The organism is Paucilactobacillus wasatchensis (assembly GCF_000876205.1).
Classification (GTDB): domain Bacteria; phylum Bacillota; class Bacilli; order Lactobacillales; family Lactobacillaceae; genus Paucilactobacillus; species Paucilactobacillus wasatchensis.
Window position 1 is genome coordinate 1 of record NZ_AWTT01000027.1, and the last position, 26,058, is coordinate 26,058.

Below are 26,058 nucleotides of genomic sequence, written 5' to 3' on the forward strand. Positions count from 1 at the left end.
AATCCACATATATAGTAATAAAAAAAGTGAATCTCAATGCTGCAGGATCTAAAAGTCTGCAACATCGAGATTCACTTTTTTGTTGCTTCTAAATTTCACTAACCTTCAACAATGACTTAATAGCAGTCCGTTGATCCATTGCTTCATAAGCATCCTGAATGTGATCAAGGTCAAAGCTCTTCGTAAATACCTTACCAGGATTAATCTTGCCACTCAAAACAGCATCTAGTAACGTTGCTTGGTCGTGAGTCGTGACGGCAGCAATTCCACCACGCAAGCCAGTGTTACGCCAGAATAGATTGTTGGTGTTCATCTCAGGTGTTTGTGGAATTCCAACCCGACCAATGACAGCTCCGGGACGACCAACCTTAACAGCTGTATCAACTGATTGTTCGTTACCAACACATTCGAGCACAGCGTCAGCACCACCGTCAGTTAATTCCATGACTCGCTTAACCGCGTCATCGCCACGCTCAGCGACAATATCAGTTGCTCCAAATTCCTTCGCCAGTTTTTGCCGGTCTTCATGCCGACTCATCGCGATGATTCGTTTGGCACCGCGCAACTTAGCTGCAATTACACCGCATAGTCCAACCGCGCCGTCACCCATGACAACAACAGTGTCGCCTTCTTTAACTTCAGCAGTAGCAGCGGCATGATACCCAGTGGCCATGACATCAGCTAAAGTTAATAGTGAGTTAAGTTGGTCGTCCGAATACGACTTAGGGTCGCCCGGAATTTTTACCAGTGCCAAGTCAGCATTGACATACCGTAAATATTCAGCTTGATAGCCATTGTTAATATTTTCTGGCACGTTCATGCAGTCGCCGTCAAAACCAGCTAAGCACGCAGCGCAGTGGCCGCAGCCATGAGTAAATGGAACAATCACAAAATCGCCAGTTTTGACGTTTGTTACATCGCTTCCAACTGCTTCAACAAATCCGATTGCCTCATGACCCACACGTGAATTTTTGGGCATTTTTTGAATGCCACGATAAAACCACAGATCAGAGCCACAAACACAAGCACGAACGATCCGAATGATAGCGTCCGTTGATTGCTCAATCTTAGGCTTATCGATGTTTTGAATTTCTACTTTACCAGGTTCAATAAAAGCTGTTGCTTTCATAACATTACCTCCAAAATAAATTTTATTTATTAAATACTATCCGTCACCCATCATAAACCATGAAGCATACTTTAAGGCAAGTACTTTTTAGAAAGCCCTGTTATTGATTGAATCTTCATAATACATGTGTTAGTATTCCATTGAATAATACTTACGTAATTACAGAAAGGATAATTCTAATGGATAGATCTAAAAAACAGACATTTCGTAAAATTGGAAAAACTGGGAATAGCCTAACGATTACAATCCCCACAGAGATATCCAAAGAATTAAACCTGAACAAAGGCGATATTATTGGTATCTCAACCCAAGGACATGACATCAAGTTAGAAACCAACGTACAACCTCCTGTCACAACTAATGATGTTCAGGATATTAATGATCTGATTGCAGAATATCATGAGACAATGAATATTCTGAAAGAAAGGTAATCCATTGAAGAACTCATTTTATCTTTCAGCAGATATTGTTATCGCTATTAATCACCAAGTTATTGAATTAAATGGTGTCCCTGATCAAATCGCAACAATTAAAGATGCAAATGCGCTCAATGCACTGATTACCCTTCCTAAACAACAAGCTTTCGATCAAGAACTTTATCCGTCCATTGCTGCTAAAGGTACGAGTCTGTTCGTGAAAATTATCAAAAAGCATGTTTTTGCTGACGGAAACAAACGGACAGCTGTCATTGCATTGTTACTATTTTTAAGAAAAAATGGTTTTACGCTGAACGTTAGTCAGCAACAATTAGCTGATTATACTCTTTCAATTGCCCAAACTGATGACAATCGATTGGACTACCATGAAATTACGCAGTGGTTAAACGCCCATATTTCTAAGCTGAAGAATGATTCAAAGGAGTAGTTTAAATGATTATTAATCCAACAAAAAAGGCTCTACCAATTTTCAGCAAACTAGCGCATGTGCAAAATGCTGCTGAGGCAAAGAAATTAGGAATTGCTAATCCGTTTTTCTCTTGGCACGCAAACTACTATTCGGTTAATCATAAAAAGGTGGTACTGATAGTAAATGATTTAACATTTGCAGCAGTTGTCTTATATGATATCAATGCCAAAAACAAAGGCAACCTAGATCAATATATTTTAGACGGAATTCGTCAATCCTTTTTAATTGCTGATATCAACAAATCTGATATTGATAAATATTTTGAGTTAGCGAATAAGATTGAAATTAATGCTGGTTTTAATCGACAAGTAACAGGCATAATGACAAATATAATTACGGTGTATTCTGAGTTTTGGCCAATAGATACACGAACGATTTTACAGCTAGATATAATGAACGCATTTGTGCAGGCTCCATTTAAACAACTTGGCTACCACACTGTTGCAGAGTCCGTCCAAGCTGCCTTTAAAAATAATCTTTCACTCATTTCCAGCAGCAGTGTTGAAGCAACCCAAAATAATTATGTAATTAACAGGACGTGGGCTGACTATCACCAATGGGACCAATATGAGGACGATCAATCCCTACTAGAGGGAAATGGTGATCTTTTTGAAAAAATATTTAATGAGGTCCAGGCTAACAACCAATTATTACTTACCGAATTTAAAAATTATTTAACTCTCTCAGAGGGCTTAAGCAAAAAAGTGGTCAATAAACATGTGGAAAATGTTAGATTTTTTATTAGTGAATATTTGTTATATTACACCATTAAAACTCCACTAAAAATGGTGGATGAATTGACAGACTACCTCTCAGACTGGTTGCCCCGCAAAGGTGCATACTCAGGAGCCGAGTTAAAATCGAACGCCGCTTCTATTAAAAAATTTCTCACGTTTATGGAAACGGTTGGAGAAATCAGTACAAAAGATGCTAAGAGCGGCAAAGAAATCATCAAAGATGGCACTCAGCTGGGAGTTGAATTTTTACAGGTCATTAACAACATGACTGGCTTTTTCTAAAGTAGTTTATTCAAATGGATCACATTTATTTGAAGTTATTTTCAAATTTATTTGATCCATTTTTGGTATCAACTAATTCATTTCAAGATTAAAGATAAATATAGCCGCAATAAATCGCTGCACTACTAGAGGCGTAGGTAATCACAACATAGATCACACATGTCCAATACCGGTGACCACGCCACAATTGAATCATTTCATTAGTTAACGTCGAAAATGTCGTAAAGCCTCCCAAAAAGCCCGCCGCGATGATTTGTTCAGTATTTGATGTGCCTAAGTGGCGAACTGCAATTGCGATCAACAATGTCCCAACAATATTGATAAAAAATGTTGACAGCGGGAAAGCAATTCGTTTCAACACATTACTAGTGCGTGCCAAATCCATAATAGCTAACCGGACAACAGCGCCAAAGCCTGCCGCAACTGAGATATAAAAAGAGGTCATTAGAACGCCTCCTGCTGATGGACTAGGATACGGCTAATTTTTAGACCAATGAGTGCCATGATTAATCCGCCAACGATGTTGAGAGTTAGATAAATGGCAAGTAGCAAATATTGTTGACTGAGAAACAGCTTTAATCCATCTAAATTAAGGCTAGAAAATGTCGTTAAACTAGCCACAAATCCCGCACTCAATCCGGTAATGATGGAACTGGACAACGGCAGAGTAAATGCAATTAGGTAAACAACTAGTGGAAACAATAGACACCCCAACAAGTTGACAATAATCGTACCAACTGGAAATTGATTACCAAATAGTGGCAAATGCGTTATTCCTAATCTGACAGCACCACCTAAGCACCCGAAAACAAACACAGCTAAATATTTTTTGATCATTCTCATCCCCTATTCTGAAATATAAAAAACGCCTACCAATGTAAAACTGCACTGGTAGACGTCATCAATTATCGTAAGATAATAATTTGTCAGCGAACGTCATCGCTGAATTTACAATGTGATTGTAAATTAAGGATAAATGTTATGACAAGATTCGTCAATGTCATATATTTGGATACCTGCTACTTCATACCACCTTTACTAAACGAACTTCAGTATTGATTTTCTCTCTCAATGCTATCAGAGAAACATAGTTTTTGTGATTAATTTTGTACATTTCTTCTAATCGTTCTATCGCAAACGTGCTGTACAAACGATGTTGCTAACATGTGGAAATGCCGCGTTATTTCTATTTTTTCTCATCAATCAGCACAGTACCTTCATCAGGATTATGGTCAATTGCTCCCACAACCTCATGCGGCACATATAATTCTTCCAAATAGTTCACGTCTTCGTTCGTCAGTTTCACTGACAATGCCGCAACAGCTTCATCCAGATGATTGGCTTTAGTCGAACCGACAATCGGTGCCGTCACGCCTTTAGCCCATTGCCAAGCTAGTGCGATTTGAGTCATTGAAACGTTGTATTTTTTTGTCAATTCATCCACACGGTCGACAACTCGTAAATCCTCGGTTTCTGTCCGATCATATTTACCCATCGCCACTCGATCCGTTTGACTCCGCAATGTGTTCACTTGCCATTTGCGATGACTCAGGTGCCCAGCCGCTAAGGGACTGTACGGCATAAGAGAAACTCCCATCTGCTGACAAATTGGAATTAACTCTCTTTCATCCTCACGATATAGTAAGTTATAGTGGTTCTCCATCGTTTGGAATTGTGCCCAGCCGTTGTCTTTAGCAACCTGTTGCATGTTGTTAAATTGATAGCCGTACATGGCAGAAGCACCAATTGCTCGTACTTTGCCGGATTTAACCAAATCATTCAAGGCTTCCATCGTTTCTTCAATTGGCGTATCAAAATCAAATCGATGAATAATGTAGAGGTCCAAATAATCTGTCCCCAATCGTTTCAACGACCCTTCAATTTCACGATGAATTGCTTCACTGGAAAGGCGCCCAGGATTGAAATAGACTTTGGAGGCCAGCACTACCTGATCCCGAGCTACATTGTTTTCTTTTAAAGCTCGTCCTAAGTATTCTTCACTGGTTCCCTTAGAATAAACGTTTGCCGTATCAAAGAAATTGATACCCAGATTCAGTGCATGTTTAATGACCTTTTCGCTATCGTCATAATTAAGTGACCAATCATGCATCGACCCTGGTTCACCAAAGCTCATCGCTCCAATACATATTTTAGAAACGTTGATGTCTGTGTGTCCTAATTTTGCATACTGCATTGTTTTATTTGTTTCCGCCATTTTGAAGTCTCCTAACTTTTAATAACTCCCTGTAAAGTCTACTCCTTAATGTGTGCTTCAAGTCAAACAATGCATCAAAAATTGAAGATTTTGAATTACTGATACTAATTTACTCTTACAGGAATAAATCGAAAAGCTTAAAATAGTAGCGTACCAATTTTGAAATGGAGTGAGAGATTGTGTTTGAAAAAACGGTTTATAAGAAATTATTAAGTCATGCGTTCGATTTTCCTGTGACGGTTAAATATTGGGATGGACAATCTGAAACTTATGGTGATGGTACACCACAAGCTGAGATTGACATCAATAAAGAACTCTCAATGGCACAAATTGCTAAGCATGCCACCCTGACTCTTGGTGAAGCCTACATGGACGGTGACATTGACATCAAAGGATCGATTCAGCAGGTCGTGGCTTCCGCCTACCGTCAAACAACCAGCTTTATGCATGATAAGAGCTTTTTGAAATTTATTCCGAAACAGGGACATTCAGAAAAAGAAAATAAACAGGATATCCAAAGTCACTATGACATTGGTAATGATTTTTACAAATTATGGCTCGATCCAACACTAACTTATTCATGTGCCTACTTTAAAAATGACAATGACACTTTGGAACAGGCACAGTTGAATAAGGTTCATCATATTTTAAATAAGTTGATGCCTGAACGTGGTAAGACTTTGCTGGATATTGGTTCTGGCTGGGGCACACTCTTGTACGTCGCCGCTGAAGAATATGGTCTCCATGCTACCGGTGTGACTCTGAGTGAAGAGCAATATAACTACACGAAGAATCAAATTCAAAAACGAGGACTGGCAGATTTAGTTGATGTCCGCCTTGAAGATTATCGTGAAACTACAGGTCAATACGATTACATCACCAGTGTGGGCATGTTTGAACACGTCGGCAAAGATAATTTACCTGGATACTTTGAAAAGGTCAATGAACTGCTTAAACCCGGTGCCCGTGCGTTAATTCATGGGATTACCGGTCAACATATCGGTGCCGGGGTCGATCCGTGGCTAACGAAGTACATTTTCCCTGGTGGCTATATCCCCAGCGTGTCTAAAAATCTCGACTACATGATTGAAGCTAACCTGCAGTTGGACGATTTGGAACCATTGCGGCGCCATTATCAAAAGACGCTTGAAATCTGGGACCACAACTTTAATGCAGTTCGCGATCAGGTACGGGAGATGTTTGATGAGCGTTTCTGCGAATGTGGGATTTATACCTGCAGGCAGCTGCGGCATCATTTGAAGCTGGCAACATTGATGTAATGCAGTTTCTATTGACTAAAGCTCCCAGTGGTGCGGGATTGCCGCTGACACGTGGTTATATGTATTCAGAAAAATAACCACTTTATTGCAAGGTATTGGTAGGAATTGCCAATACCTTTTTCATTGTAAATACCATCAATTGCAGCCTTTAGATCACCTTATATTTGCTTGAACATGGTGCTTTACCATATACTATAGTTATGATATCTATAATTTTTCACTGGTAAATTTATCCTTCAGGAGGTCGTGTCAATGTTTGAACTGATTGCTCTTAAATTAGTTGTCGGATTAATTGGGCTATTATTTGTGGTCCGGCTACTAGGAAAAAAATCGCTGTCTGAAATTACACCCTTTGATCTCATCTATACATTGGTTCTTGGCGGAATATTAGAGGAATCACTCTATGATGATAAAATAAATATTGGCCACCTATTATTTGGTATCGCCATCTGGGCTTGCATGATCTTTTTTATTGAAAAAATTGTGCAAAAAAACGAGAAAATCAATCGCTGGTTAAAGGGCGAGCCTTCAGTATTAGTACGTAATGGCGTTATTAATATCAAGGAACTAAACCGCAATCAAATTGAAATGGAACAACTACGCGAGATGTCCCGCCAACATCAATGTTTTTCGCTTTCAAATGCAAAGCACATTATCCTAGAAAATGCCGGCCAAATTAGTTTGATCTCACACTCCGAGGAAGATAAAGTCCTCTCAATCATGCTGGTTGACCAAGGTCAAATTCAGTATGAGGTGTTAAAAACACACAATTTAACCAAATCGTGGTTAATAGATAACTTGCAGCAACAGGGTTTTAATAAACTTGACGAACTCGTCTATGTTGAATGGTCTGAAGAAAACGGATTTTATGTTGTGACCAAGTCAGATGTAATTGAAAAGGTCTATCGGATCGACGGCTAAATTTGTTAGTAAAAAGGCTTGATTTTGCGTGCTAAAAACGCAAAATCAAGCCTTTTTCAGTGCCATATTAATTAACAATCTTCATAGTTAGCTGACCCAATTCACTAATTTCACCGGTCAACAAGTCGTCTTTTTTAAGGTACACTTCTGGATCATGACCGACCCCTGTACCGCTTGGCGTGCCAGTAAAAATTAAGTCCCCTGGTCGTAATTCCACAATCGACGAAAAGTAACTAATCAAAGCGGCCGGGTTGAAAACCATTTGTGAAAGTGGCGCATGCTGTACTGCTGCACCATTAACTTTTGTCGTAATGGTCAACTTGCCCAAATCAGTAACTTCGTCTGGTGTGGTTAACCACGGACCAGTTGGCGCATAATGTTCAAATGATTTTCCCAGTGAAAATTGAGCGGGTTGATTGGCAAATTGGACATCGCGATCAGAAATATCCTCGCCCACCATGTAACCTGCTAAATATGCTGGTGCATCTTGTTCACTGATATCTCTGCCAGCCTTGCCAATTACTAACACTAATTCCGTTTCCCAATCCGTCCGTGGACCGTGGCGTTTGACTTCGGTCGTAGGATTAGCTAACGAACTAGCAAATTTCGTAAATGTACTTGGTGTCTTGGGCAAGTCCAGCTGAATTTCTTTGGAATGGTCCACATAATTCATCCCCACCGCCAGAATTTGCACTGGGGCCTGAACTGGTGCTTGTAATTGACTGAAATCAAACTCAACTAAGTCACCTAAGACTAAATCATCTTTTCTTTGTACTGCCGCTGATTCAACCGTTTTGAAGTTTTGGATCGTTCTACCGTGCTGACTATCCTCAATTAAAAATGGCTGATTAGCTAACCTTGCAATTTTCAAAAAAGCACCTTCTTTAACATATTTATATCTTAAACTGACTTTATTTTAGTTGTCCAACGTTCAATTTTCAATCTACTTCTATTCAATCCCTTGCGGTATAGTATAATTGTCGCTATTAGTTGAAAGGAGTGAGTCTTATTTACATAGTCGGAACTGGAACCTTCGTGAACACCGGCGCAATTATTGTCGGAGGAATTATTGGATACATATTTCAACGTTTACTCAATGAAAAACTGAAAACAGCTATCATGCAAGACATCGGTGTTGCTGTCATCTTTATTGGTCTAGCTGGTGCGCTGGCGCAAATTCTGGTTATTCATGGTAGTAAAATTAGTACAACTGGCACCATCATGGCAACTGTTTCACTAGCACTTGGAACCTTAATTGGTGAATTAATTGATATCGATAACCAGTTTGTTAAATTTGGTAACTGGTTACGCCGCCATGTTGGCTCAGCGAGTGATTCTAAATTTGTGGATGGCTTTGTTAGTGCTTCATTAACAGTTTGTGTCGGTGCCATGGCTGTCATCGGCCCGCTGCAAGATGCACTACAACATGATCCAACCATGCTTTTTACTAAGGCGTTGCTCGATGCAGTAGTTGTGGCCATCTATGCAGCTGCGTTTGGACTGGGAGCAGTTTTCAGTGCGCTGCCTGTTTTTATGTTCCAAATGGCTATCACGTTGCTAGCAGTAGTCATCAATCAGTTCTTATCAACTGCCATGACTAACGGCATTTCGCTAGTTGGCTCGATGATGATTTTTTGTATCGGTATCAATTTACTATTCAATATGAAAATTCGGGTAGCTAATATGTTGCCGGCATTGGCTGTGGTGGTACTGTATGTGGCATACATTTGAGTAATATAAGTGTGCCTAAATTTTTACAAAAATAAACCTTCAAAAAAAGCTGCAATTTGAAGGTTTATTTTTAATTCACTCATATTTATAAATCAGGATCTAAATACCTTATTCCCTGTAGTAGGCCTGATCCTTAACGCCAGATTCACCACCACCCATAATCATGCGGTCACGCGTAGAATCTGAATTGTCAGCATCAAATAACTTTACATTCTTAGGAATAATGACCAACGGTTCAAATCCGGAACCAACGGAATCCGGATCAAATGAGCCAAACCCACCCTAGATGTATCCATTTGTAATCGAACCGGTTGTAATGACGTTCGGGTAGTCTCCATCAGCTTGTCCACTCACTTTAACTACGACACCTTTGGAAGAAGCAACAGGACTTTCGGCTGGTTTATTCATCATTTTGTCCGTTACTACAATCGTCGTGCCATCCGTTTCATTTTTCCACGTACCAACTAGACTCGAAAAATCATTTTGAGCAATTTGATTGAGATTCAAGCTCTTTTTAGTGACCGAACTAGACTTAGTTGCCGTAGTAGCTTGACTCGTTGAATCTTGCGCAAATACTTCGTAATATGAATTATTGCTGGTCCAAATAATAATAACATTTTGGTCGTTCGGAACAGCGCCCACTTGCTTTTTTGAATTATCCGTTGTTCCTTTAGGGTAGAACGATACTGACCAGTTAGTTGCCACAGAAGCAGAATCTTTTAGTAAAGTAGTTAACACATTGTTTTTTGTTTGAAAACTTAAATCGTGACTGCCAACATTGTCCGTTAGGGTCTGTCCTTGCATGCTGATCTGGCCATCAGAAATTTTATTTGCTGAAATGGAAAGTTGTGCGTCCCCACCATCAGTGTATTGCCCTCTTCCACCACTTCTAATTTCAGTCCAGTCGCCAGCTAGACTGCTGTAATTGCCCTTTTTTATTTGAGTTAAATTCATCGTTTTATCTTTTTTTGTGCTACTCTTTTTGGCACTGGCTTTTTTTACCGATTGACTTGTTGTCGTTGCTTTAGAAGAATCACTTTTCTTGGTTTGTTTACCACACGCAGTTAAAGTAAATGCCAGCAAAACGGCTAACGCGAGTGTAATTACTTTTTTATTATTCATCTTTTTTAAACTTTGCTCCATCTAATGTAAAAGATTTTTTATTGTCAGCAAGAGTACCAGTTTCCTTTTTACCTTTATTACTTGTAAAGGTAATTTTGTCATCCTTGATTTTGTAAGTGCCCTTCTTTTTACTATATTGGTCATTTTCAGTATAGTGATCATCTTTGAAAGTATAGGTATCAGTAAACTCAATTCCTAAAAATGATGCTTTTACTACATAATCACCATCTAAATGTTTTGGCATCAGTAGAAAAATCGCTACGATAATTACAACAATAGCTGCCCCAATTGAACCAAATAACCAAACCGGTTTAATTTTCTTGCCCGTTTTTTTACTAGCGATTTCAGCAAGATTATCTGCTTTTTCGATCGATGCATCCTTAATCTTTTGAATCGATTCTTTTCCTTTTGTAAAATCCATTTTGCCTGAAAGTTTTGCACCGCAATTAGCACAGAAAGGTGCATTGCCTTCAACTTTAGCCCCACAATTAGGACAATATTTAATTTCCATAGTTACTCCTCCAATAAATATAAATAATTTCTAATTAAATCCCCGAATAATTTTATTATACTGAAATAACTAAAAAAAGCTATATTTTATTGTCAGATGTTGTTCAAACTACTCACTGATCAATTACATTCATCAAACTGATAGAGGAAAAAGTGTTTATCAAACTGAAAAATATGATTCGTATATTCAGCCACGCCGTTGATACACCAACACAGTCAACGGCATAAATATGAGAATAATAATTAATCCACTAATAAATACCATCGTGGCATTACTTCCCCAGCTACCAGTCCTCAGAATTGTTCTGATTGCAGTAATGGTTAAGCTGACTGGATTAACCTTAACAATGGCCTGTATCACTCCTGGTAATGTCTTGACTGGAATAAAAGCATTAGATAGAAAAGTCATCACCAAGATAATAATCATAGACAAACTGCCAATTAATTCGGCATTCTTAACCATTAATCCAACTAAGGCAAAAATCCACGAAGTAGACCAGCCAATAAAGATGGCTAATAACAGAGCTACGACAAGCATTGGCAAATCTGCTGACGGACGCCAACCCATCAAAAAGGCTGTGATTAAAGCTACTACTCCTGAAAGCAACAGTCGGAAGATATCGCCAACTAATTGGCCTGCTAACGGCGCAATGGGTGAAATCGGTAAGGTTTTGAATCGGTCAAAGACACCGGCATTAATATCTTCGCGCAATTGTTGTCCTGAACCTGAAGCTGCATTTAAAATACTCTGAACTAAAATTCCAGACACTAGCATCGGTAAGTATGCTTGAACACTACCGGCAATTACACCGCCAAATAGATATCCGAATAACAGTGTAAAAATCACTGGTTCAATCACAACATCACTAAGATTATCCGGATTATGCATGGTTTTGAGTAGGTTGCGGTGTGTCATAGTAAGCACGTTGCTCACAGTACTATTTTTTGTTGTCGTTAATTTCATAATTTGTCTCTCCTTAATTTTTGCCAGCCGTCATCTTCAAGAAAACGTCATCCAACGGTGGCGTTTCAATAGCAAAATTACTGATAGGAATCTTCGATGATTGGAGCTGCTGCAAAACGTGAGGCACCTGTGACATGCTTGTCGGATCAAGTAACACAGTCAGGATCCGGTCATTTACATTAACAGGAAGCCTCAAAGTAGCCTGAGCAATTGTCTGAGCCTGGTCAAACTGCTGTGAATCTGCCACTTCAATTCGAAGTTGCATGCCACCCACTTGCTTCTTTAGTTCGCTCGGTGTTCCCATGGCAACCATTTTCCCATGGTCAATGAGGGCAATGCGATCAGCTAAATGATCTGCTTCTTCCAAATATTGGGTGGTTAATAAAACCGTCGAACCCCCGGCAACCAGCTTTTGAATGGCATGCCACATTTGCATCCGTGTTCGTGGATCTAACCCGGTAGTTGGTTCATCTAAAAAAAGAATTGTGGGTTTACCAATCAAACTAATCGCTAGGTCCAATCGGCGACGCATTCCACCGGAAAACGTTGCTAACGTCTGGTCAGCAGAATTAGTTAAGTCAAAATCTGTTAATAGTTCCGTTGCTCGGCTGAGCGCTGCGGTGCGATTTAGACCGTTTAGCTTACCAAAAATCATTAAATTTTCACGCGCCGTCAAATCTTGATCAATCGCTGCAGTTTGCCCAGTAATGCTAAACTGTTGCCGAGCTAACCGACTCTGCGTCAGCGTATCAAAACCATTCAACGAAACTTTGCCTGCATCTTGACGCAATAAAGTCGTCATCATCCGTAAAATAGTCGTTTTGCCAGCGCCATTTGGACCCAGTAAACCAAATATTTCACCTTTCTTGATATCAAATGAAACATCGTTCACTGCTACTTTGTTTCTAAATTGTTTTTTAATATTCATTACTTTAATTACAGTATCGTCACTCATGTTCTCAATCTCCTTTATTTAATCAGGTAGCCTGACTAAATATATAATAAGGGCACCTGATTATATTGTCAAGTCGCTATTCGCTCAAGATTTTGGAATGTTGTATACTTAAGCAAACAACGAAATGAACGGGATGATTAATAATGGCAAACGAAATTAAGGCCGAATTGGCCGCGGGAAAACTAGCTGAATACGAACAACTCAGCAAAATTTATGATGATATTGTCAAACATGCTAAACCTCGCTTGACAGTTGAAGGTCAGGGTAAGATTTTACTGGCACTATCCGATGAAGATCATCAATCACAGCGAGAACTCGCAACGCGGTTGGGAATTTCACCCCAATCTACTAGTGAATTTGTCTATAAACTGGTCAAACGAAACTTGGTTACTTTGACAAAATCGCCGAAGGATAAACGTGTTAACCTAGTGAATTTAACAAACGAGGGCAGACAAGAAATTGAGTCTGCTGCACAGGAAGTGCCACCGTTCTTAAAGGCACTCTCGGATACTGAAATGGATCAGCTGTCATCCCTACTTAATAAAATCACGACAGCTATGTATGAGGATATTGACGCAGCTAATCCCACTTTGGGAGTTAAGTTTCATAAGCTATTTGCTAGTCGATATTTGAAGCAGTTTAAAAAATAGGCTTGAGCCAAAGGGTCTCTAATACTTATCAAATTAAGTTTGAATGTTTAACTCATTTTCCAATTTACATCCATCTTCAAGAAAATTACATGAGAAAATTTGGCAAAAAAAGAACGATATAACGTCTAATGATGGCGTCATATTGTTCTTTTCCTTTATTATTCATGAGGGCTACGTAAAATATTCAATCCAGCAACTAACATAATTACTGCCAAAACGAACATTCCCATCTGAGCATGATCAATCATTGTAGCTGGTGAGGCAATATTGGCAACTAACACAGAGATGATTGATAAGCCCACCGCTCCACCAATCTGATGGACAGTATTAACCACCCCAGAGGCTGCACCAGCGATATCCGTAGTGGTATTGGCAACCCCAGCAATTGTTAGTGGGCTCATAATCAATCCCTGACCAATTCCGATGAAAATCATTGGTACCGCAACCCCTAACAAATAGCCTTGACCAATTCCAATTACTGCACCTAAAAGCAGGCCAAACGTATCAATAATTGCACCAGTAATTAGAACAACTGTATTTGAGAACTTGAACGTCAGCCGAGCAACAAATAGGGAAACACCAAATTGAACCACCGTCAGCGGTAAGAATGCAACTGCAGCCACAAGTGGCGTGATACCAAACACTTTTTGCAAAGCTTGCGGCATTAAGAAAAAGTATGACATACTTGTTCCTAACATAAAGAAACGTGAAACCAGGGCACTAGCTCGCTGATTATCTTTAAAAATAACCAACGGCATCAAAGGATTCTTGACTCGGCGTTCAATCAAGACAAAGCCAACTAATGCAACTACTGTGATGCCGATGGCAACATTCCGATAAAGCGTCCCATTAATGCTATAAATTAAGCTACTAAAACCAATAATCGAGGTAATTGTTCCCCACCAATCCATTGTTGTTTTTACTTTAGTCTTCTGTTGAGGATGGACGTTACGCCAAGTTAAAATAATCAAAATAACGCCCATGACCATGTCGAGATAAAAGCCGGCCCGCCAAGTTGAATAACTGGCAATAATGCCACCAACTATTAAACCAAGGCTTGTGCCAATCCCAGCCGTTGCACCATAATACGAAATTGCTCTTGTCAGCATTGGACCAGAATAGTAATCCATTAATAAGGCAAGCGTTGCTGGTGCTAACAAAGCACCACCAATTCCCTGTAACGCCCGCATCGCAATTAACATTGTCTGACTACTAGCCAGACCAACCAGTAATGATGCGATACTAAAGATCCATAGCCCAGCCAATAGTATCGTTCGGCGATTCAAAACATCACCTAAACGGGCGCCAAATGACAGAAAACCACCAAAAGTTAGTGCATAAGCGTTACTTACCCACGCAATCATAATACTGTTCATGTGCATGTCACGACTAATCTGAACCGTACTCGTGAAAACCAGTGAGTTGTTCAATAGAATCAAGAAATAACTAATTAAAACAATCGGTAGTATAATACCAAACTTCCTCGTATTATCAATATCAATTCTGTCGTTCTTTTGTTCATTCAAATTTATTCATCCTCTCAATCATATCTTTTTCGATACAATTAGTGTAACGGACTCCAATTGACTTGAAAATTACCGATTGTCTATGGTAGGTTACGTATAACGTAACCTATGGAAGGAGGAAGAATTATGGTTGATAATTACTTACTTGAATATCTCGTTGCATTTGCCCATACCGGAACGATTGGCGCCGTGGCTGAACAATTAAACGTTACTCAACCAACTATCAGCCGTGGCTTACAAAAACTTGAACTATTACTAAAAGTTAAGCTCTTTGAACGCCAGCCACAAAAAATAACCCTGACCGAATCAGGGATTTATGCTGCACAAACAGCTGAACGACTATTGAAGCAACATTTTGATTTTGCCGATGCCGTTCAAAATTTTGATAGAAAACATAACCAGCTTAAAGTTGGCGCAACTGTAATGGGCCCACTTGTACTAATTAAACACTTTTCTAAATCGCTATCGGCAACCCAATTGACAATTGATCAGCAACTACTCACAGATAATAACTGGCAAGATGAATTATTGCAGCATAAATACAGTTTAATTTTCACAACTACAGAGATTCAAACTGATCAAATCGAATCCTACTATGTTGGTACAGAAAAGTTAGCAATAAAAATTACTGATTTCAACGCCCTTTATCAACATGATTCGGTCCGGTTTGATGAATTAAATGGTCATGAGTTTATTGTTTCCGGCAATATTGGCGTATGGAAAACGATCATTGAACACAACGCTCCACGTGCTCATTTCTTATATCAATCATACCAAACCTCCTTAGTTGAGTTGACACGTTATTCAAACTTTCCAATTTTTAAAACTAATATCAATACATTTATTGATAAGATGCGTGAAACTAAAGATCAAAAACGTAAGTTAATTCCAATCTCTGATCCGCAAGCCCATTTAGCTATTTATGCAGCCTATCTAAAGGGTGATCGCCAATCAAATAACTCACTGATTAAACAAACCGCTAAACTTTTTGATCAATTAACCTAACTTCTAATCAAAAAAGGCCATTAAACTAAAAGGAAGTTTAATGACCTTTATTACATATCAATATATATACCGCTAAATCAACATTTCAATTTAATGTTTAATATTGAAATTATTCCCACTCAATTGTCGAAGGTGGCTTACTCGTGACATCGTACACTATACGGTTAACGTGATCAACCTCATTTACAATCCGCACGGAGATGTCCTGGAGCACACCCCAAGGGATTCGAGCAAAGTCAGCTGTCATTCCATCAATAGAGGTAACAGCACGAATTCCGACCGTATAATCATACGTGCGACCATCGCCCATTACACCAACACTCCGAATTCCTGGTAACACTGTAAAGTATTGCCAGATTGTTTCATCTAGACCAGCTTTTTTGATCTCTTCACGCAAAATCGCATCGCTGTCACGCACAATGGTTAGTTTTTCGGGCGTAATCTCACCGATGACCCGAATCCCTAAACCAGGACCTGGGAATGGTTGGCGCCAAACTAGGTCATGTGGCATCCCCAGTTTTTCGCCTAACTCACGCGCTTCATCCTTAAACAAAGTTCGGAGTGGTTCGATCAATTGAAAATGCATGTCTTCAGGCAATCCACCGACATTATGGTGTGATTTAATCGTTTGAGCTGTATCCGTCCCGCTTTCAATCACATCTGTGTACAGTGTCCCCTGCGCAAGAAAATCAATGCCTTCTAGCTTTTGGGCTTCGTCATTAAATACTTGAATAAACTCATTACCAATGATTTTACGTTTCTGCTCAGGTTCACTAACACCTGTTAGCTTATCCAAGAACCGTTTCTGCGCGTTAACTTGAATAATGTTTAGACCAAATTTACCAGACAAGCTGGCCATTACTTGTTCAGCTTCATTTTTACGCAGTAACCCATGGTCAACAAAGATACTAGTTAATTGTGTTCCGATTGCTTTATGGAGTAATACTCCAACGACACTTGAATCGACACCACCGGATAAACCGAGCAATACCTTCTTGTCACCAACAACTTCACGAATATGCTCAATCTGCATTTCAATAAAGTCATCCATTGACCAGTTAGCTTCTGCATCACAAACATCAAACGCAAAGTGTTTTAGAATATCGGAACCATATTCAGTGTTTTGCACTTCAGCATGAAACTGAATTCCGTAAAACTTGCGCTCATCATCTGCCATCGAAGTAATCGGGCAATTAGGGCTAGTAGCCACAGTTTTAAAGCCATCTGGAACTTGGCGCACTAAGTCACCATGACTCATCCAGACATATTGTTTGGTTGGCAAATCTTTGAACATCACCGCTGAATCATCAGTAATTTCAATGTCAGCATGACCATATTCAGAGTTGTGGGCATTTTCAACCACACCACCTGGCAATTTATAAGCCATCAACTGCATACCATAGCAAATTCCCAAAATTGGAATGCCCAAATTAAAAATTTCTGGGTCAACTGAAAAAGCCCCATCTGCGTAGACGCTGTCCGGACCACCAGAAAAAATAATTCCCTTAGGGTTGATTTTTTTGATTTCAGCTGCAGTAATTTTATGTGACAGGAGTTCTGAATAAACGCCAAAGTCACGAATTCGTCGTGTAATCAGCTGGTTGTACTGACTACCGTAGTCGAGCACGATGATTTTATCAAACGAATCCAAGTTAGTGTTTGCCAATGCATGCCACCCTTTCTAAACTTTCTTAATGGCCCTATTTTACGGGTTTAAATGCACCCGGTCAATGCCTATGAGAACTCTTTAATTAGTTATTTACGTAAATAAATTTTGTTAATAAGATGATGCTTTGTCTTATGCAGGATTAAATCTGCACGATTACGTGTTGGTAAAATGAATTCTTCCAAATTCTTCAAGTCAATTTCTTGCCAAATGCGGCGTGCCATATCAAATGCCTCATCTCGGTCACCAATTGCATAAGGATAATAATAGTTGGTTGGATCGCGGAAAGCTGAATCCAGCAGCAAGCCAAACCGTTCCAAAAACCAATGTTCAATTAGCTCCGGCTGTGCATCAACGTATATTGAAAAATCAAAGAAGTCACTAACATATAGCCGTTCATTGGTGGGTAATTGCAGTGTATTGATACCTTCCACAATTAAAATATCTGGTCGGTCAATTCGCTGCATCCGATCTGGAACAACATCATATGTGGCGTGTGAGTATACGGGGGACTTAATTACCGACTCGCCACGCTTAACATCGTTGAGGAAGGTTAGCAGTTTCTTCATATCATAAGATTCTGGAAATCCCTTTCGTTCTAATAAATGACGGCGCTTCAATTCAGCATTGGAAAATAAAAAGCCGTCAGTGGTAATCATTTCAACTCGTTCTTCTGGCATCAACTGGTCCAATAAAAATGACAATAACCGTGCCGTCGTACTTTTGCCAACGGCCACCGGTCCAGCAATTCCAATAATGAACGGAATCCGTGGCTCTTTCATTTGTAGAAAGTTGGTCTTTTGTTGTTGCCATTGCAAGTATTGTGCATACCGCAATTTGATTAGCTGCACCAACGGTAAATAAACGACATCGACATCATCCAACGAAACGCGATCATTCAATCCACGAATCTGATTGAGATTATCTTCGTTAAGTTGCACATGACCGTCAGGATAAAAGCTGTGCCATTGTTCCCGATCAAACTGATAATAATTCACTCTATCTTCCATGATTGATTTTCCGTATGTCCTTACGATTAATTTTCTCGTTTATTCTACCATAGTTGGCGGTGTTTAAAGCTTGATTTTCTGATCTTAATTAGTAATCTGTAATTGAGCACCTTGTATTCTTATTGCTGAAACGTGCAAATAATCGCAAAAGTCTAGGTGTAACGTAAACAGCCACATCAATCCCATAGTTTGGATCACTTTCTTGCTTTATTGCTGAAACGTGCAAATAATCGCAAAAGTCTAGGTGTAACGTAAACAGCCACATCAATCCCATAGTTCGGATCACTTTCTTGCTTTATTGCTGAAACGTGCAAACAATCGCAAAAGTCTAGGTGTAAAGCGAAAGAAGGCATCAATCCCATAGTTCGGGATCAATGCCTTCTTTCGCTTTACACTACGACTTCTGAGCGCGATTATTTGCACTCTATATTTATTTTGCTGTTGGGAATACCAAATCGCTTGTATTAATATTCTTCAACTCTGGTGCATCCGTTGAATATTCACTCAGTGTTGATTGACCGTTATTTTTGGCCATTACACTAGTTGGATTCTTCTTTTGCGCCTTCTTCAGATTTTCCAAACTCTTCGTCAAATTGTACGTGAAATCTGACTTATCAACCTTTTTGAATCCCTTTGGCGTGTAGAAACGTAATAAGTCGCCGTTAATAACTTTGTCAGAAAGGTTCAGTTCAGTTGTTACGTACTTTTGAATCTTGGCAATGGCACTTTTTTGTGTCGTTGTTTGTTTTTTAACTTCTTTACCAGTCTTTGTGTTGTACACCTTACCACCGTACTTCGTGTAAGTTGGCGAAACAAAGTCACCATCTCTAAACGAAACAATCTGGTTTCTGGCCTTCGATAATAAGTCTTGGCCAAACTGAATATATTTACTTGAATCAATCCCAAGCAAGTTTTCGATGGTTGGTAAGACATCAATTTCACCACCGTACGTGTGATTAATACCGCCCTTGAGACCCTTCATTTGAATCATAAATGGTACCTTTTGGAACATTGCTAGATCATAATTTGTAACTTTCTTCTTGCCTAAAATCTTAGCAATTGCGGGCTTGTGATTATCCGAAATGCCATAGTGATCACCATATAGCACAATCATACTATTATCACGCAATCCGGTCTTATCCAAGTATTTGTAGAACTCTCCAATCGATTGGTCCAAATAATGAGCGGTTTGAACGTAAGGATCTACAGTATTATCGCCTGTATTCCAGGCCTTAATCGATTTATTATCTTTATCCAAAATATATGGATAGTGGTTCGTCACCGTAATTAACTTAGCGTAAAATGGTTGCGGTAATTGTTGGATGTAGTTCGCTGAATCTTCCATAAATAGTTTATCTTTGATTCCGTACCCAGCATCATAATTTTTGACCTTTGGGAAAAATGACTTGCTAAAGAAGTATTCATAACCAAAAGACTTATACGCGTTATCCCGATTCCAGAAACTAGGAACATCCCCATGGAATGAAGCAGTGGTATAACCTTTCTGATCCAAAATGGCTGGCGCCGCTTGGAACGTGTTCGTGGTTCCATCTGTAACCATTGCCGATCCTTCAGATAAACCAAACAATGAATTTTCAAGCATCAACTCAGCATCGGCAGTTTTACCTTGGCCAACCTGGTTAAAGAAGTTATCAAAGGAAATTGTGTCACTAGAATGATAAATCTTGTTTATGTTTGGCGTAACTTCTTGCCCGTCCCACTTATAATCAATCATAAACTGTTGCAGGCTTTCCAAATGAATAATGAACACATTTTTCCCTTTGGCAACACCCTTATATTGAATATTTGAATCAGCGTGATTCTTTTTTAAAAACTTAAGCACCGGTTTAATATCTGAATTGCTAGCTTTGGCTTTAATAGCATTATTTTGTGTCGTTTTTACACCGTCGTAAACAGTATACGCCTCTAGGCCCAGATACTTCACAATGTAGTTACTATCAAACGTACGTGTTAATAAACCAGAACGGTTTGCTTCCGCCATGCCAAGGTTAAAACCAAATAAAACTACGGCAATGACTGAAATAACGCCAGCAAACCGCAATCTAAAGTAGCGTGGATCAATACGAATCACATGAAACGCCAACAGTAAAATTAACACAACCACATCTGTATAAACAAAAAAGTCAGAACCACGTAAAATGCCCATCAGACTTTTGCCTAAGTTATTGGAAACCGAACCGGAACCCTTCATAATACTAAAACTCAGGAAATCTGAAAATTCACGATAATACAAAATGTTAGCAAACAACCACGTTGACATCAATGCATTAATAAAAAGCATTAACCAATACGATAGTCGGCCCCGAAAATACAGAGCAATTCCAATCAGTAAGATGCCCGCGGGAAACGGGTTAAACGCTAATAGGAATTGCTGAATGCTACCAGTTGCTCCTAATGTAAATTTAGTTTGATATGCCCAGTACGATTTAATTGCAAATAAAACAACCGTGAGTAGGAAAAAGCCCAGTCGTGTATTTAGACCGCTTCTTACCTTCTGCAACACAGTTTTCATAGTCTTTCCTCCATTTAAAAATATCGCCATGGTCAATCATACCGTATTGACGACAGATCACAAATTAATCTCGTAATATTTCTCAAATGTTTAGAATTTCATCATATTTTAAAATTTAACTCACTTGATTCAAAACAAGTATAACCTACTTTGCCCTTAACTGGGATACGAACTTAGTTTTTACCCGCAAATTGGGACAAATAAAAATATTTTTTGATTACTAATACAAAATTTACAAAGATACAAAGTGACCCATTGAACTATGCCGTTAAAATTGCACTTTGAACACAATTAGGTTGCTTACTTTCTATTTTGAAACATGTAAATTGCCACAAATCCCTAGGGATAAACCAAGAACCGCAATCAATAAATTCAAAGTTCGAATTTATCAATTGCGGTTCTTGGTTTATCCTACGGTATTTAAACGTGGCAATTTACACTCTAGTTTAGATCAGTAAATGCGCCCGGCAACAATTCTGCAACCGTTGTTTCCTGCCTTGCCCCGGACTGGTTTGTTAGATAAACCTTTGCGTCTGGTGCAAAAAATTCTGACATTACCTGCCGACACGCACCACAAGGTTGAATCGGATTCTCAGTATTGCCAGTAATACAAATAGACTTTAATTTTCGATGGCCCTCTGAAACAGCTTTAAAAATAGCCGTTCGTTCTCCACAATTTGCTAACCCATAACCCATACGATGCATTTTCAATATTACAACCACCATAAATTTGCCCATCTTCTGTTAATACCGCAGCACCAACCTGGAACTTAGAATACGGAACATACGCCTTAGTCAGCATTCCTGTTGCTACTTTGAATAACTCACTTTGTTCTTTCATTCGTATTACCAACTTTCTCTCTGTCTGTAATTGCTACAATTAGCTACCAATGAGTTACGAGCTTCCATCTTTGTTTCTACCTTATGATGTAATACCTACCTGGCCAAATAGTCAAGTGGCTATCCACTTGCAGCTCGTTCAGTTTTCAATAAAAAGAGTAATATGGCACTGACCATCACAGTGGTTTTTAATTGCAAAAACGTGTGCTCAGCCGTATAAGTCTACATGTAACCCAAAAATGACAGTGTCATGGTCAAAATACGACACAATCTGTTTTCAATTTCAATTATTGCTCACTTTCTATTTTGAAACGTGTGCTCAGCTGCATAAGTCTACATGTAACCCAAAAATGCCAATACCATGGTCAAAATACGACCATGGTATGCATTTTTACGTTACATTACGATTTATTAACGCAGATGAGCACACTCTCTAGTTGTTAATAGTAACTGGCTCCCCAGCATTCAGTGGATAGCTGTGACCACCATACTTAACGGTACCTCCATTTCTGCTTGCCACGATGTTTAAAGTTTTACCTTTCTTGTCGATAATAACGGAACCATTTTTAACAGGCATGACACTGTGTAACGTATCAAATTCATCTAATTTCGGCTCGACTTCAAATGTTTCATACCCAGGTTTAGTTGGCTTTAGACCCACAAAGTAACGGCCCAATAGGTATAATGGACTCGCACCCCAGGCGTGGCAGAGACTCTTACCATATGGATCACCATACATTTCATACATATCTTTACCCGATTTAGTCGGATCAAATTCTTCCCAGAACGTTACTGCACCCTTATCAAGCATCCCGCCCCAGTAATCCAGCAAAACTTGATAAACGCGGTGCTGTTGTCCCATTTTGCAAAGAGCATCTTGTTCAAAGAACTTGAAATATGGCGTTGTAATTTGCGTAATCTGATCATTTAACAAGACATTAGTTAAAATCGACTGCTTCTTATCTTCATCAACCATATCAAATAGAATGGCAAAAATATTAGCATGTCGAGTGACATGACGTTTACCTGACTCATAACTATCAATGAATGCGCCTTTTTCTTCATCCCAGAAGTACTTCATCACATTTTGATATAGTTGGTCATACTTAGTATTGTACTCAGTCACATCTTCGCCAAGCACTTTGCCACAGGCAAGAATTGTCTGATAAACTTGTAACAACAAAATCTGTTCTGCAGCAACCGTTCCTTCTTTATCGATCTCTGACCAGTCAACAAAGATCCAGTCATTTTCGCGACCATAGATAAAGCCTTTGTCGTTAGTTTGAGCTACAAAATATTCAACCATACTCTTCATCTTTGGATAAATAATTTCCAGAAACGCCTTATCTTTCGACATTTCATAATGGTTTAAAATACCAATCACCCATAACATGGAATAGTCAACAATCGTATCAATATGTTGCTTAATATCATTTTGGCCCCGTAAAGCTAGCAACGTCCGTTTGTCGATATCCTCGTCAAAAAAGGAATATTCATTCATGAAATTGGCCTGGTAAGCATCTCCAGCCCAGATCCACCGGTCGCGCTTGATCCCATCAATAAAGAAGAGGTCACTACATAAGTTCAGTGTCTCGGCGGAAACATTCCAAACTTTATTGATCACTGCATTATCTGACGTGAATTCGGCTTTATTTTGCTTCGGGATATACTCATGAATTGCAGTTACTTCAACGCTATTTTTAGCAACAGCAGGAATAAAGATAAATCGAAAAGCGCGTTTACGAATGTCGGTGGCTGCGGTTACATTTTCTTGCTTGTAATAGCACATCTCGACATCTAATGCCTCAGTTTCCGATTCACCGTAGCACAATGTCACACTATGAACATCTGTTAACTTCAAATTGAGCGTGCCATTGACTGCTCGGCCAAAATCAAACAACATTCCGCCATTAACCGCTTTACTGGACACATAATGAATCTCTTTTTGCTGATATTCGATCACGTTAGGATCTTGTTGTTTGTCATGGAATAGCGGATCGCTGCCGGCTGGTAATTCGTCAACAAAATTGCTGGCAATCCAACCATCATCAGACTTAACCACGTCGCCTTCGATAAAAATCGTCGGTAATCCTGTTGTACTCCCAACAAATACTTGAATCGTGTTGTCGCCAGCCTCACACGTCAGCGGCTGATTGAGCTTGTTTTTTGTACCATTAATATCGACGTAACCAGTTCCTTTAGCATATACGGTAAAGCTAGTACTACTAGTCAAATTGTATTTGCGCTTAAAATTAACATTGCGATTACAGTCATCAATATACCAGTAGGCCGGCCAGCCCATACCTCGCTCCTCTCTTTTGAAATTTTGTAGCATCCCTTGATGAATTTCAAAGTCACCAGGATACCACAGCCAACTAGTTTTATTTGCCATCTTGTTTACCTCCATTAAATTCATAATGATAAATAAGCCAGACCTCCGCCTGGCTTATTTATCCTATTGATTACAACTAGGTAGTTGGATCTGCAATCTTTAACTTATTAATCAAATTAACAATTGCAATTGCGCAACCACCGAAAATCACAGTACAGCCCACCAAAATCCATAACAATAATTTAGGTGAATAGCCCATTAGTGTCGGTGTAATGAGGGAAAATGCGGCAGTCACAACTCGTACCAATCCGTATGAAAATCCGGTCATCGTGGCCCGCGCATTAACAGGATAAAATGACTGACTCCAAATCTTGTACAATGGCTCGCCACACAAGACAGTGCTGCAAGAATAAAAAATGTATGCAACCGTAAATACTTCCCAGAAATTACTGAAAACACCAGCCATAGAAAATGAAATGAATGCTACTGCAATACCGACATACATCGATTTATAACGATATTGTGAATCCGAGATTTTCAAATAGATTAAGTTGACTAACAAGCATAAAATGTTTGCTGTCAACGCAACTGCCGTCGAAAACATCTGACTGCGACCGTCAACAGTGACCAGAAAATAATTAACAAATGAGCCCCACGTATTTGCCGGTAAATTCCAGAACAAATAGAAAGTCGTTAATAGTATTAGTGGTGTTAAATAATTCTTGTTTTTCAACAAGTCACGAAGCTTAATCTTAGCGCCACGATTGTCATCACTGTCTTCTTGTGTCACAACCTGACTATTTTCAATTTGGCGAAATTGCTTTGAAAACATCCGAATACACCAATTCAAGAATGCAACTAATCCAATCCAACCAAAGAGCACTTTAGGGCTTGCCGTCCCAGTCTTTGCTGTCAAAAAACCAATAAATTGTGACAAAATGATTCCAGCCGTCCAAAAGATTTGCGTGGATGAAATAGCGCGACCGTAAAGGTTTTTGGATACTCGTTCGGAAATCACGGCTAGCGAAGTTGGCAAATCAGCTCCTGACGCCAGCCCTGCAATCACAACCCCAATCATTAAAATAATGATATTGTCAGAAAATGCAACTACAAATGAACCTACAGCTACAAAAAAGATATCAATATTGAAAACCGTAACGCGCCCAAACCGGTCAGATAGCCAACCACCGGTGAATGAACCAATGGCAACGGCTACAGTCAACGTTGTACTAATCAGGCCGACCAGCCAACTATTGAGATTGAGAGCCGTCGTCCAAATTGGTAGCGCCACACCCAAACTGACAAGCAACGCAGCATCCAAGTAAGAAGCAATTCCCGCCACGATAATTAGCAAAATGTTATTTCTGCTCAATTTTGTGTTTGAATTAGCCATTCCGTTTTCCTCCTAAACGAGGTACTTTTGAATTAAATAAACTGGCGTACAACTCCATGCATGACAGTAACTATTTAGAATTGGGCTACCATATGGCGAATAGTCCGGTTGATCAGGATCAAAAGCTTCCCAGTACGTATCCGCACCCAATCGAATCATCTTGCCCCAGTAGTCTTTCATCAAGTGCACTGCGTCATCCTTCAAGCCAGCCTCAAATAAGGCTTCGGTGATGTGATGATACATATATGGTGTTGCAATTCCCTTAACTGGAAATAGTTTGTTAACAGTTGTAGTCATAATTTGTTGGTTCGTCTGATCGTCCATGACATGGGCCAACACCATCCAAACCTG

Annotated in this window: 23 protein-coding genes and 2 pseudogenes; 8 read left to right on the forward strand and 17 right to left on the reverse strand. The window is 39.4% G+C overall.

The genetic code is table 11. The annotated features are described in order from the left end of the window. Positions 1-88: 88 nt before the first annotated feature. Positions 89-1,129, reverse strand: coding sequence for a zinc-dependent alcohol dehydrogenase family protein (locus WDC_RS05750; protein ID WP_044010923.1), 1,041 nt, complete (start codon positions 1,127-1,129; stop codon positions 89-91). Between the two features lie 179 nt (positions 1,130-1,308). On the opposite strand from WDC_RS05750, the gene WDC_RS05755 reads away from it, so the two are divergent. Genes WDC_RS05755 through WDC_RS09410 form a run of 3 tightly spaced genes read left to right on the forward strand, consistent with a single transcriptional unit; the run spans position 1,309 to position 3,054 of the window. Beyond that, complete coding sequence (locus WDC_RS05755; RefSeq protein WP_044010924.1) at positions 1,309-1,560, forward strand: AbrB/MazE/SpoVT family DNA-binding domain-containing protein; 252 nt, start codon at positions 1,309-1,311, stop codon at positions 1,558-1,560. A 4-nt stretch (positions 1,561-1,564) separates the two neighbouring features. Further along, positions 1,565-1,993, forward strand: a complete 429-nt coding sequence (locus tag WDC_RS05760; RefSeq protein WP_044010925.1) for a type II toxin-antitoxin system death-on-curing family toxin — start codon at positions 1,565-1,567, stop codon at positions 1,991-1,993. Between the two features lie 5 nt (positions 1,994-1,998). Further along, positions 1,999-3,054, forward strand: coding sequence for a DUF6933 domain-containing protein (locus WDC_RS09410; RefSeq protein ID WP_052497812.1), 1,056 nt, complete (start codon positions 1,999-2,001; stop codon positions 3,052-3,054). An 88-nt stretch (positions 3,055-3,142) separates the two neighbouring features. On the opposite strand, the gene WDC_RS05775 is transcribed toward WDC_RS09410, so the two are convergent. The 3 genes from WDC_RS05775 to WDC_RS05785 all read right to left on the reverse strand — a co-directional run bounded on the left by WDC_RS05775 (position 3,143) and on the right by WDC_RS05785 (position 5,248). Continuing rightward, on the reverse strand, positions 3,143-3,499 hold the full coding sequence (locus tag WDC_RS05775) for a fluoride efflux transporter FluC (RefSeq protein ID WP_044010926.1): 357 nt from the start codon (positions 3,497-3,499) through the stop codon (positions 3,143-3,145). Further along, a complete protein-coding gene (locus WDC_RS05780; RefSeq protein WP_044010927.1) occupies positions 3,499-3,891 on the reverse strand; it encodes a fluoride efflux transporter FluC in 393 nt (130 codons plus the stop codon). The genes WDC_RS05775 and WDC_RS05780 overlap by 1 nt, the downstream gene beginning before the upstream one ends. Positions 3,892-4,240: 349 nt before the next feature. Continuing rightward, positions 4,241-5,248: an aldo/keto reductase gene (locus tag WDC_RS05785; RefSeq protein WP_044010943.1), complete on the reverse strand. Its 1,008-nt coding sequence runs from the start codon at positions 5,246-5,248 to the stop codon at positions 4,241-4,243. Positions 5,249-5,448: 200 nt separating this feature from the next. On the opposite strand from WDC_RS05785, the pseudogene WDC_RS05790 reads away from it, so the two are divergent. Both WDC_RS05790 and WDC_RS05795 read left to right on the forward strand, forming a co-directional pair. Then, a pseudogene (locus WDC_RS05790) lies at positions 5,449-6,626 on the forward strand (class I SAM-dependent methyltransferase). 175 nt (positions 6,627-6,801) lie between these two features. Beyond that, the gene (locus tag WDC_RS05795; protein WP_044010928.1) at positions 6,802-7,470 is read left to right on the forward strand and encodes a DUF421 domain-containing protein; all 669 of its coding nucleotides are present in this window, start codon (positions 6,802-6,804) and stop codon (positions 7,468-7,470) included. Between the two features lie 67 nt (positions 7,471-7,537). Here the strand turns inward: WDC_RS05795 and WDC_RS05800 are convergent, their stop codons facing one another. Beyond that, positions 7,538-8,341: a fumarylacetoacetate hydrolase family protein gene (locus WDC_RS05800; RefSeq protein WP_044010929.1), complete on the reverse strand. Its 804-nt coding sequence runs from the start codon at positions 8,339-8,341 to the stop codon at positions 7,538-7,540. Between the two features lie 128 nt (positions 8,342-8,469). Between WDC_RS05800 and WDC_RS05805 the strand changes: the two genes are divergently transcribed. Then, positions 8,470-9,201, forward strand: a complete 732-nt coding sequence (locus tag WDC_RS05805; RefSeq protein ID WP_225349624.1) for a DUF554 domain-containing protein — start codon at positions 8,470-8,472, stop codon at positions 9,199-9,201. A 282-nt stretch (positions 9,202-9,483) separates the two neighbouring features. Here WDC_RS05805 and WDC_RS05810 read toward each other — a convergent pair whose 3' ends face one another. From WDC_RS05810 to WDC_RS05825, 4 genes are all read right to left on the reverse strand, one after another. Further along, positions 9,484-10,323, reverse strand: coding sequence for a DUF6287 domain-containing protein (locus tag WDC_RS05810; RefSeq protein ID WP_044010930.1), 840 nt, complete (start codon positions 10,321-10,323; stop codon positions 9,484-9,486). Further along, positions 10,316-10,834 (reverse strand): zinc ribbon domain-containing protein, encoded by a 519-nt coding sequence (locus WDC_RS05815; RefSeq protein ID WP_044010931.1) that lies wholly within the window; start codon positions 10,832-10,834, stop codon positions 10,316-10,318. Before WDC_RS05815 ends, WDC_RS05810 begins: the two co-directional genes overlap by 8 nt. A gap of 186 nt (positions 10,835-11,020) precedes the next feature. Beyond that, positions 11,021-11,797 (reverse strand): ABC transporter permease, encoded by a 777-nt coding sequence (locus WDC_RS05820; protein WP_044010932.1) that lies wholly within the window; start codon positions 11,795-11,797, stop codon positions 11,021-11,023. Between the two features lie 13 nt (positions 11,798-11,810). Beyond that, the gene (locus WDC_RS05825) at positions 11,811-12,752 is read right to left on the reverse strand and encodes a daunorubicin resistance protein DrrA family ABC transporter ATP-binding protein (protein WP_044010933.1); all 942 of its coding nucleotides are present in this window, start codon (positions 12,750-12,752) and stop codon (positions 11,811-11,813) included. A gap of 143 nt (positions 12,753-12,895) precedes the next feature. Between WDC_RS05825 and WDC_RS05830 the strand changes: the two genes are divergently transcribed. Continuing rightward, positions 12,896-13,402 carry a MarR family winged helix-turn-helix transcriptional regulator gene (locus WDC_RS05830; RefSeq protein WP_044010934.1) on the forward strand — a complete coding sequence of 169 codons (507 nt, stop codon included), beginning with the start codon at positions 12,896-12,898 and terminating at the stop codon, positions 13,400-13,402. Positions 13,403-13,560: 158 nt separating this feature from the next. On the opposite strand, the gene WDC_RS05835 is transcribed toward WDC_RS05830, so the two are convergent. Next, positions 13,561-14,928 (reverse strand): MFS transporter, encoded by a 1,368-nt coding sequence (locus WDC_RS05835; RefSeq protein WP_225349625.1) that lies wholly within the window; start codon positions 14,926-14,928, stop codon positions 13,561-13,563. A 126-nt stretch (positions 14,929-15,054) separates the two neighbouring features. On the opposite strand from WDC_RS05835, the gene WDC_RS05840 reads away from it, so the two are divergent. Beyond that, positions 15,055-15,933: a LysR family transcriptional regulator gene (locus WDC_RS05840; RefSeq protein WP_044010935.1), complete on the forward strand. Its 879-nt coding sequence runs from the start codon at positions 15,055-15,057 to the stop codon at positions 15,931-15,933. Between the two features lie 109 nt (positions 15,934-16,042). Here the strand turns inward: WDC_RS05840 and guaA are convergent, their stop codons facing one another. The 7 genes and pseudogenes from guaA to WDC_RS05875 all read right to left on the reverse strand — a co-directional run. Then, positions 16,043-17,599: a glutamine-hydrolyzing GMP synthase gene (gene guaA / locus WDC_RS05845; protein ID WP_044010936.1), complete on the reverse strand. Its 1,557-nt coding sequence runs from the start codon at positions 17,597-17,599 to the stop codon at positions 16,043-16,045. Between the two features lie 89 nt (positions 17,600-17,688). Beyond that, positions 17,689-18,609: a type I pantothenate kinase gene (coaA, locus tag WDC_RS05850; RefSeq protein WP_044010937.1), complete on the reverse strand. Its 921-nt coding sequence runs from the start codon at positions 18,607-18,609 to the stop codon at positions 17,689-17,691. A 430-nt stretch (positions 18,610-19,039) separates the two neighbouring features. Further along, positions 19,040-21,142: an LTA synthase family protein gene (locus WDC_RS05855; RefSeq protein WP_044010938.1), complete on the reverse strand. Its 2,103-nt coding sequence runs from the start codon at positions 21,140-21,142 to the stop codon at positions 19,040-19,042. 441 nt (positions 21,143-21,583) lie between these two features. After that, positions 21,584-21,983, reverse strand: a pseudogene (locus tag WDC_RS05860) (cytidine deaminase). A 432-nt stretch (positions 21,984-22,415) separates the two neighbouring features. Next, a complete protein-coding gene (locus tag WDC_RS05865; RefSeq protein WP_082040941.1) occupies positions 22,416-24,374 on the reverse strand; it encodes an alpha-L-rhamnosidase-related protein in 1,959 nt (652 codons plus the stop codon). Between the two features lie 76 nt (positions 24,375-24,450). Next, positions 24,451-25,707, reverse strand: a complete 1,257-nt coding sequence (locus tag WDC_RS05870; protein WP_044010939.1) for an MFS transporter — start codon at positions 25,705-25,707, stop codon at positions 24,451-24,453. A gap of 12 nt (positions 25,708-25,719) precedes the next feature. Next, positions 25,720-26,058, reverse strand: a 339-nt coding sequence (locus tag WDC_RS05875) for an alpha-L-rhamnosidase-related protein (RefSeq protein ID WP_450088859.1), incomplete at its 5' end; no start/stop codon positions are given.

Excerpts from the sequence above, each read along its gene's own strand:
- WDC_RS05750 (WP_044010923.1), bottom strand. The coding sequence starts at position 1,129 with ATGAAAGCAACAGCTTTTATTGAACCTGGTAAAGTAGAAATTCAAAAC.
- WDC_RS05755 (WP_044010924.1), top strand. The coding sequence starts at position 1,309 with ATGGATAGATCTAAAAAACAGACATTTCGTAAAATTGGAAAAACTGGG.
- WDC_RS09410 (WP_052497812.1), top strand. The coding sequence starts at position 1,999 with ATGATTATTAATCCAACAAAAAAGGCTCTACCAATTTTCAGCAAACTA.
- WDC_RS05775 (WP_044010926.1), bottom strand. The coding sequence starts at position 3,499 with ATGACCTCTTTTTATATCTCAGTTGCGGCAGGCTTTGGCGCTGTTGTC.
- WDC_RS05780 (WP_044010927.1), bottom strand. The coding sequence starts at position 3,891 with ATGATCAAAAAATATTTAGCTGTGTTTGTTTTCGGGTGCTTAGGTGGT.
- WDC_RS05785 (WP_044010943.1), bottom strand. The coding sequence starts at position 5,248 with ATGCAGTATGCAAAATTAGGACACACAGACATCAACGTTTCTAAAATA.
- WDC_RS05795 (WP_044010928.1), top strand. The coding sequence starts at position 6,802 with ATGTTTGAACTGATTGCTCTTAAATTAGTTGTCGGATTAATTGGGCTA.
- WDC_RS05810 (WP_044010930.1), bottom strand. The coding sequence starts at position 10,323 with ATGAATAATAAAAAAGTAATTACACTCGCGTTAGCCGTTTTGCTGGCA.
- WDC_RS05815 (WP_044010931.1), bottom strand. The coding sequence starts at position 10,834 with ATGGAAATTAAATATTGTCCTAATTGTGGGGCTAAAGTTGAAGGCAAT.
- WDC_RS05820 (WP_044010932.1), bottom strand. The coding sequence starts at position 11,797 with ATGAAATTAACGACAACAAAAAATAGTACTGTGAGCAACGTGCTTACT.
- WDC_RS05825 (WP_044010933.1), bottom strand. The coding sequence starts at position 12,752 with ATGAGTGACGATACTGTAATTAAAGTAATGAATATTAAAAAACAATTT.
- WDC_RS05830 (WP_044010934.1), top strand. The coding sequence starts at position 12,896 with ATGGCAAACGAAATTAAGGCCGAATTGGCCGCGGGAAAACTAGCTGAA.
- WDC_RS05840 (WP_044010935.1), top strand. The coding sequence starts at position 15,055 with ATGGTTGATAATTACTTACTTGAATATCTCGTTGCATTTGCCCATACC.
- coaA (WP_044010937.1), bottom strand. The coding sequence starts at position 18,609 with ATGGAAGATAGAGTGAATTATTATCAGTTTGATCGGGAACAATGGCAC.
- WDC_RS05855 (WP_044010938.1), bottom strand. The coding sequence starts at position 21,142 with ATGAAAACTGTGTTGCAGAAGGTAAGAAGCGGTCTAAATACACGACTG.
- WDC_RS05865 (WP_082040941.1), bottom strand. The coding sequence starts at position 24,374 with ATGGCAAATAAAACTAGTTGGCTGTGGTATCCTGGTGACTTTGAAATT.
- WDC_RS05870 (WP_044010939.1), bottom strand. The coding sequence starts at position 25,707 with ATGGCTAATTCAAACACAAAATTGAGCAGAAATAACATTTTGCTAATT.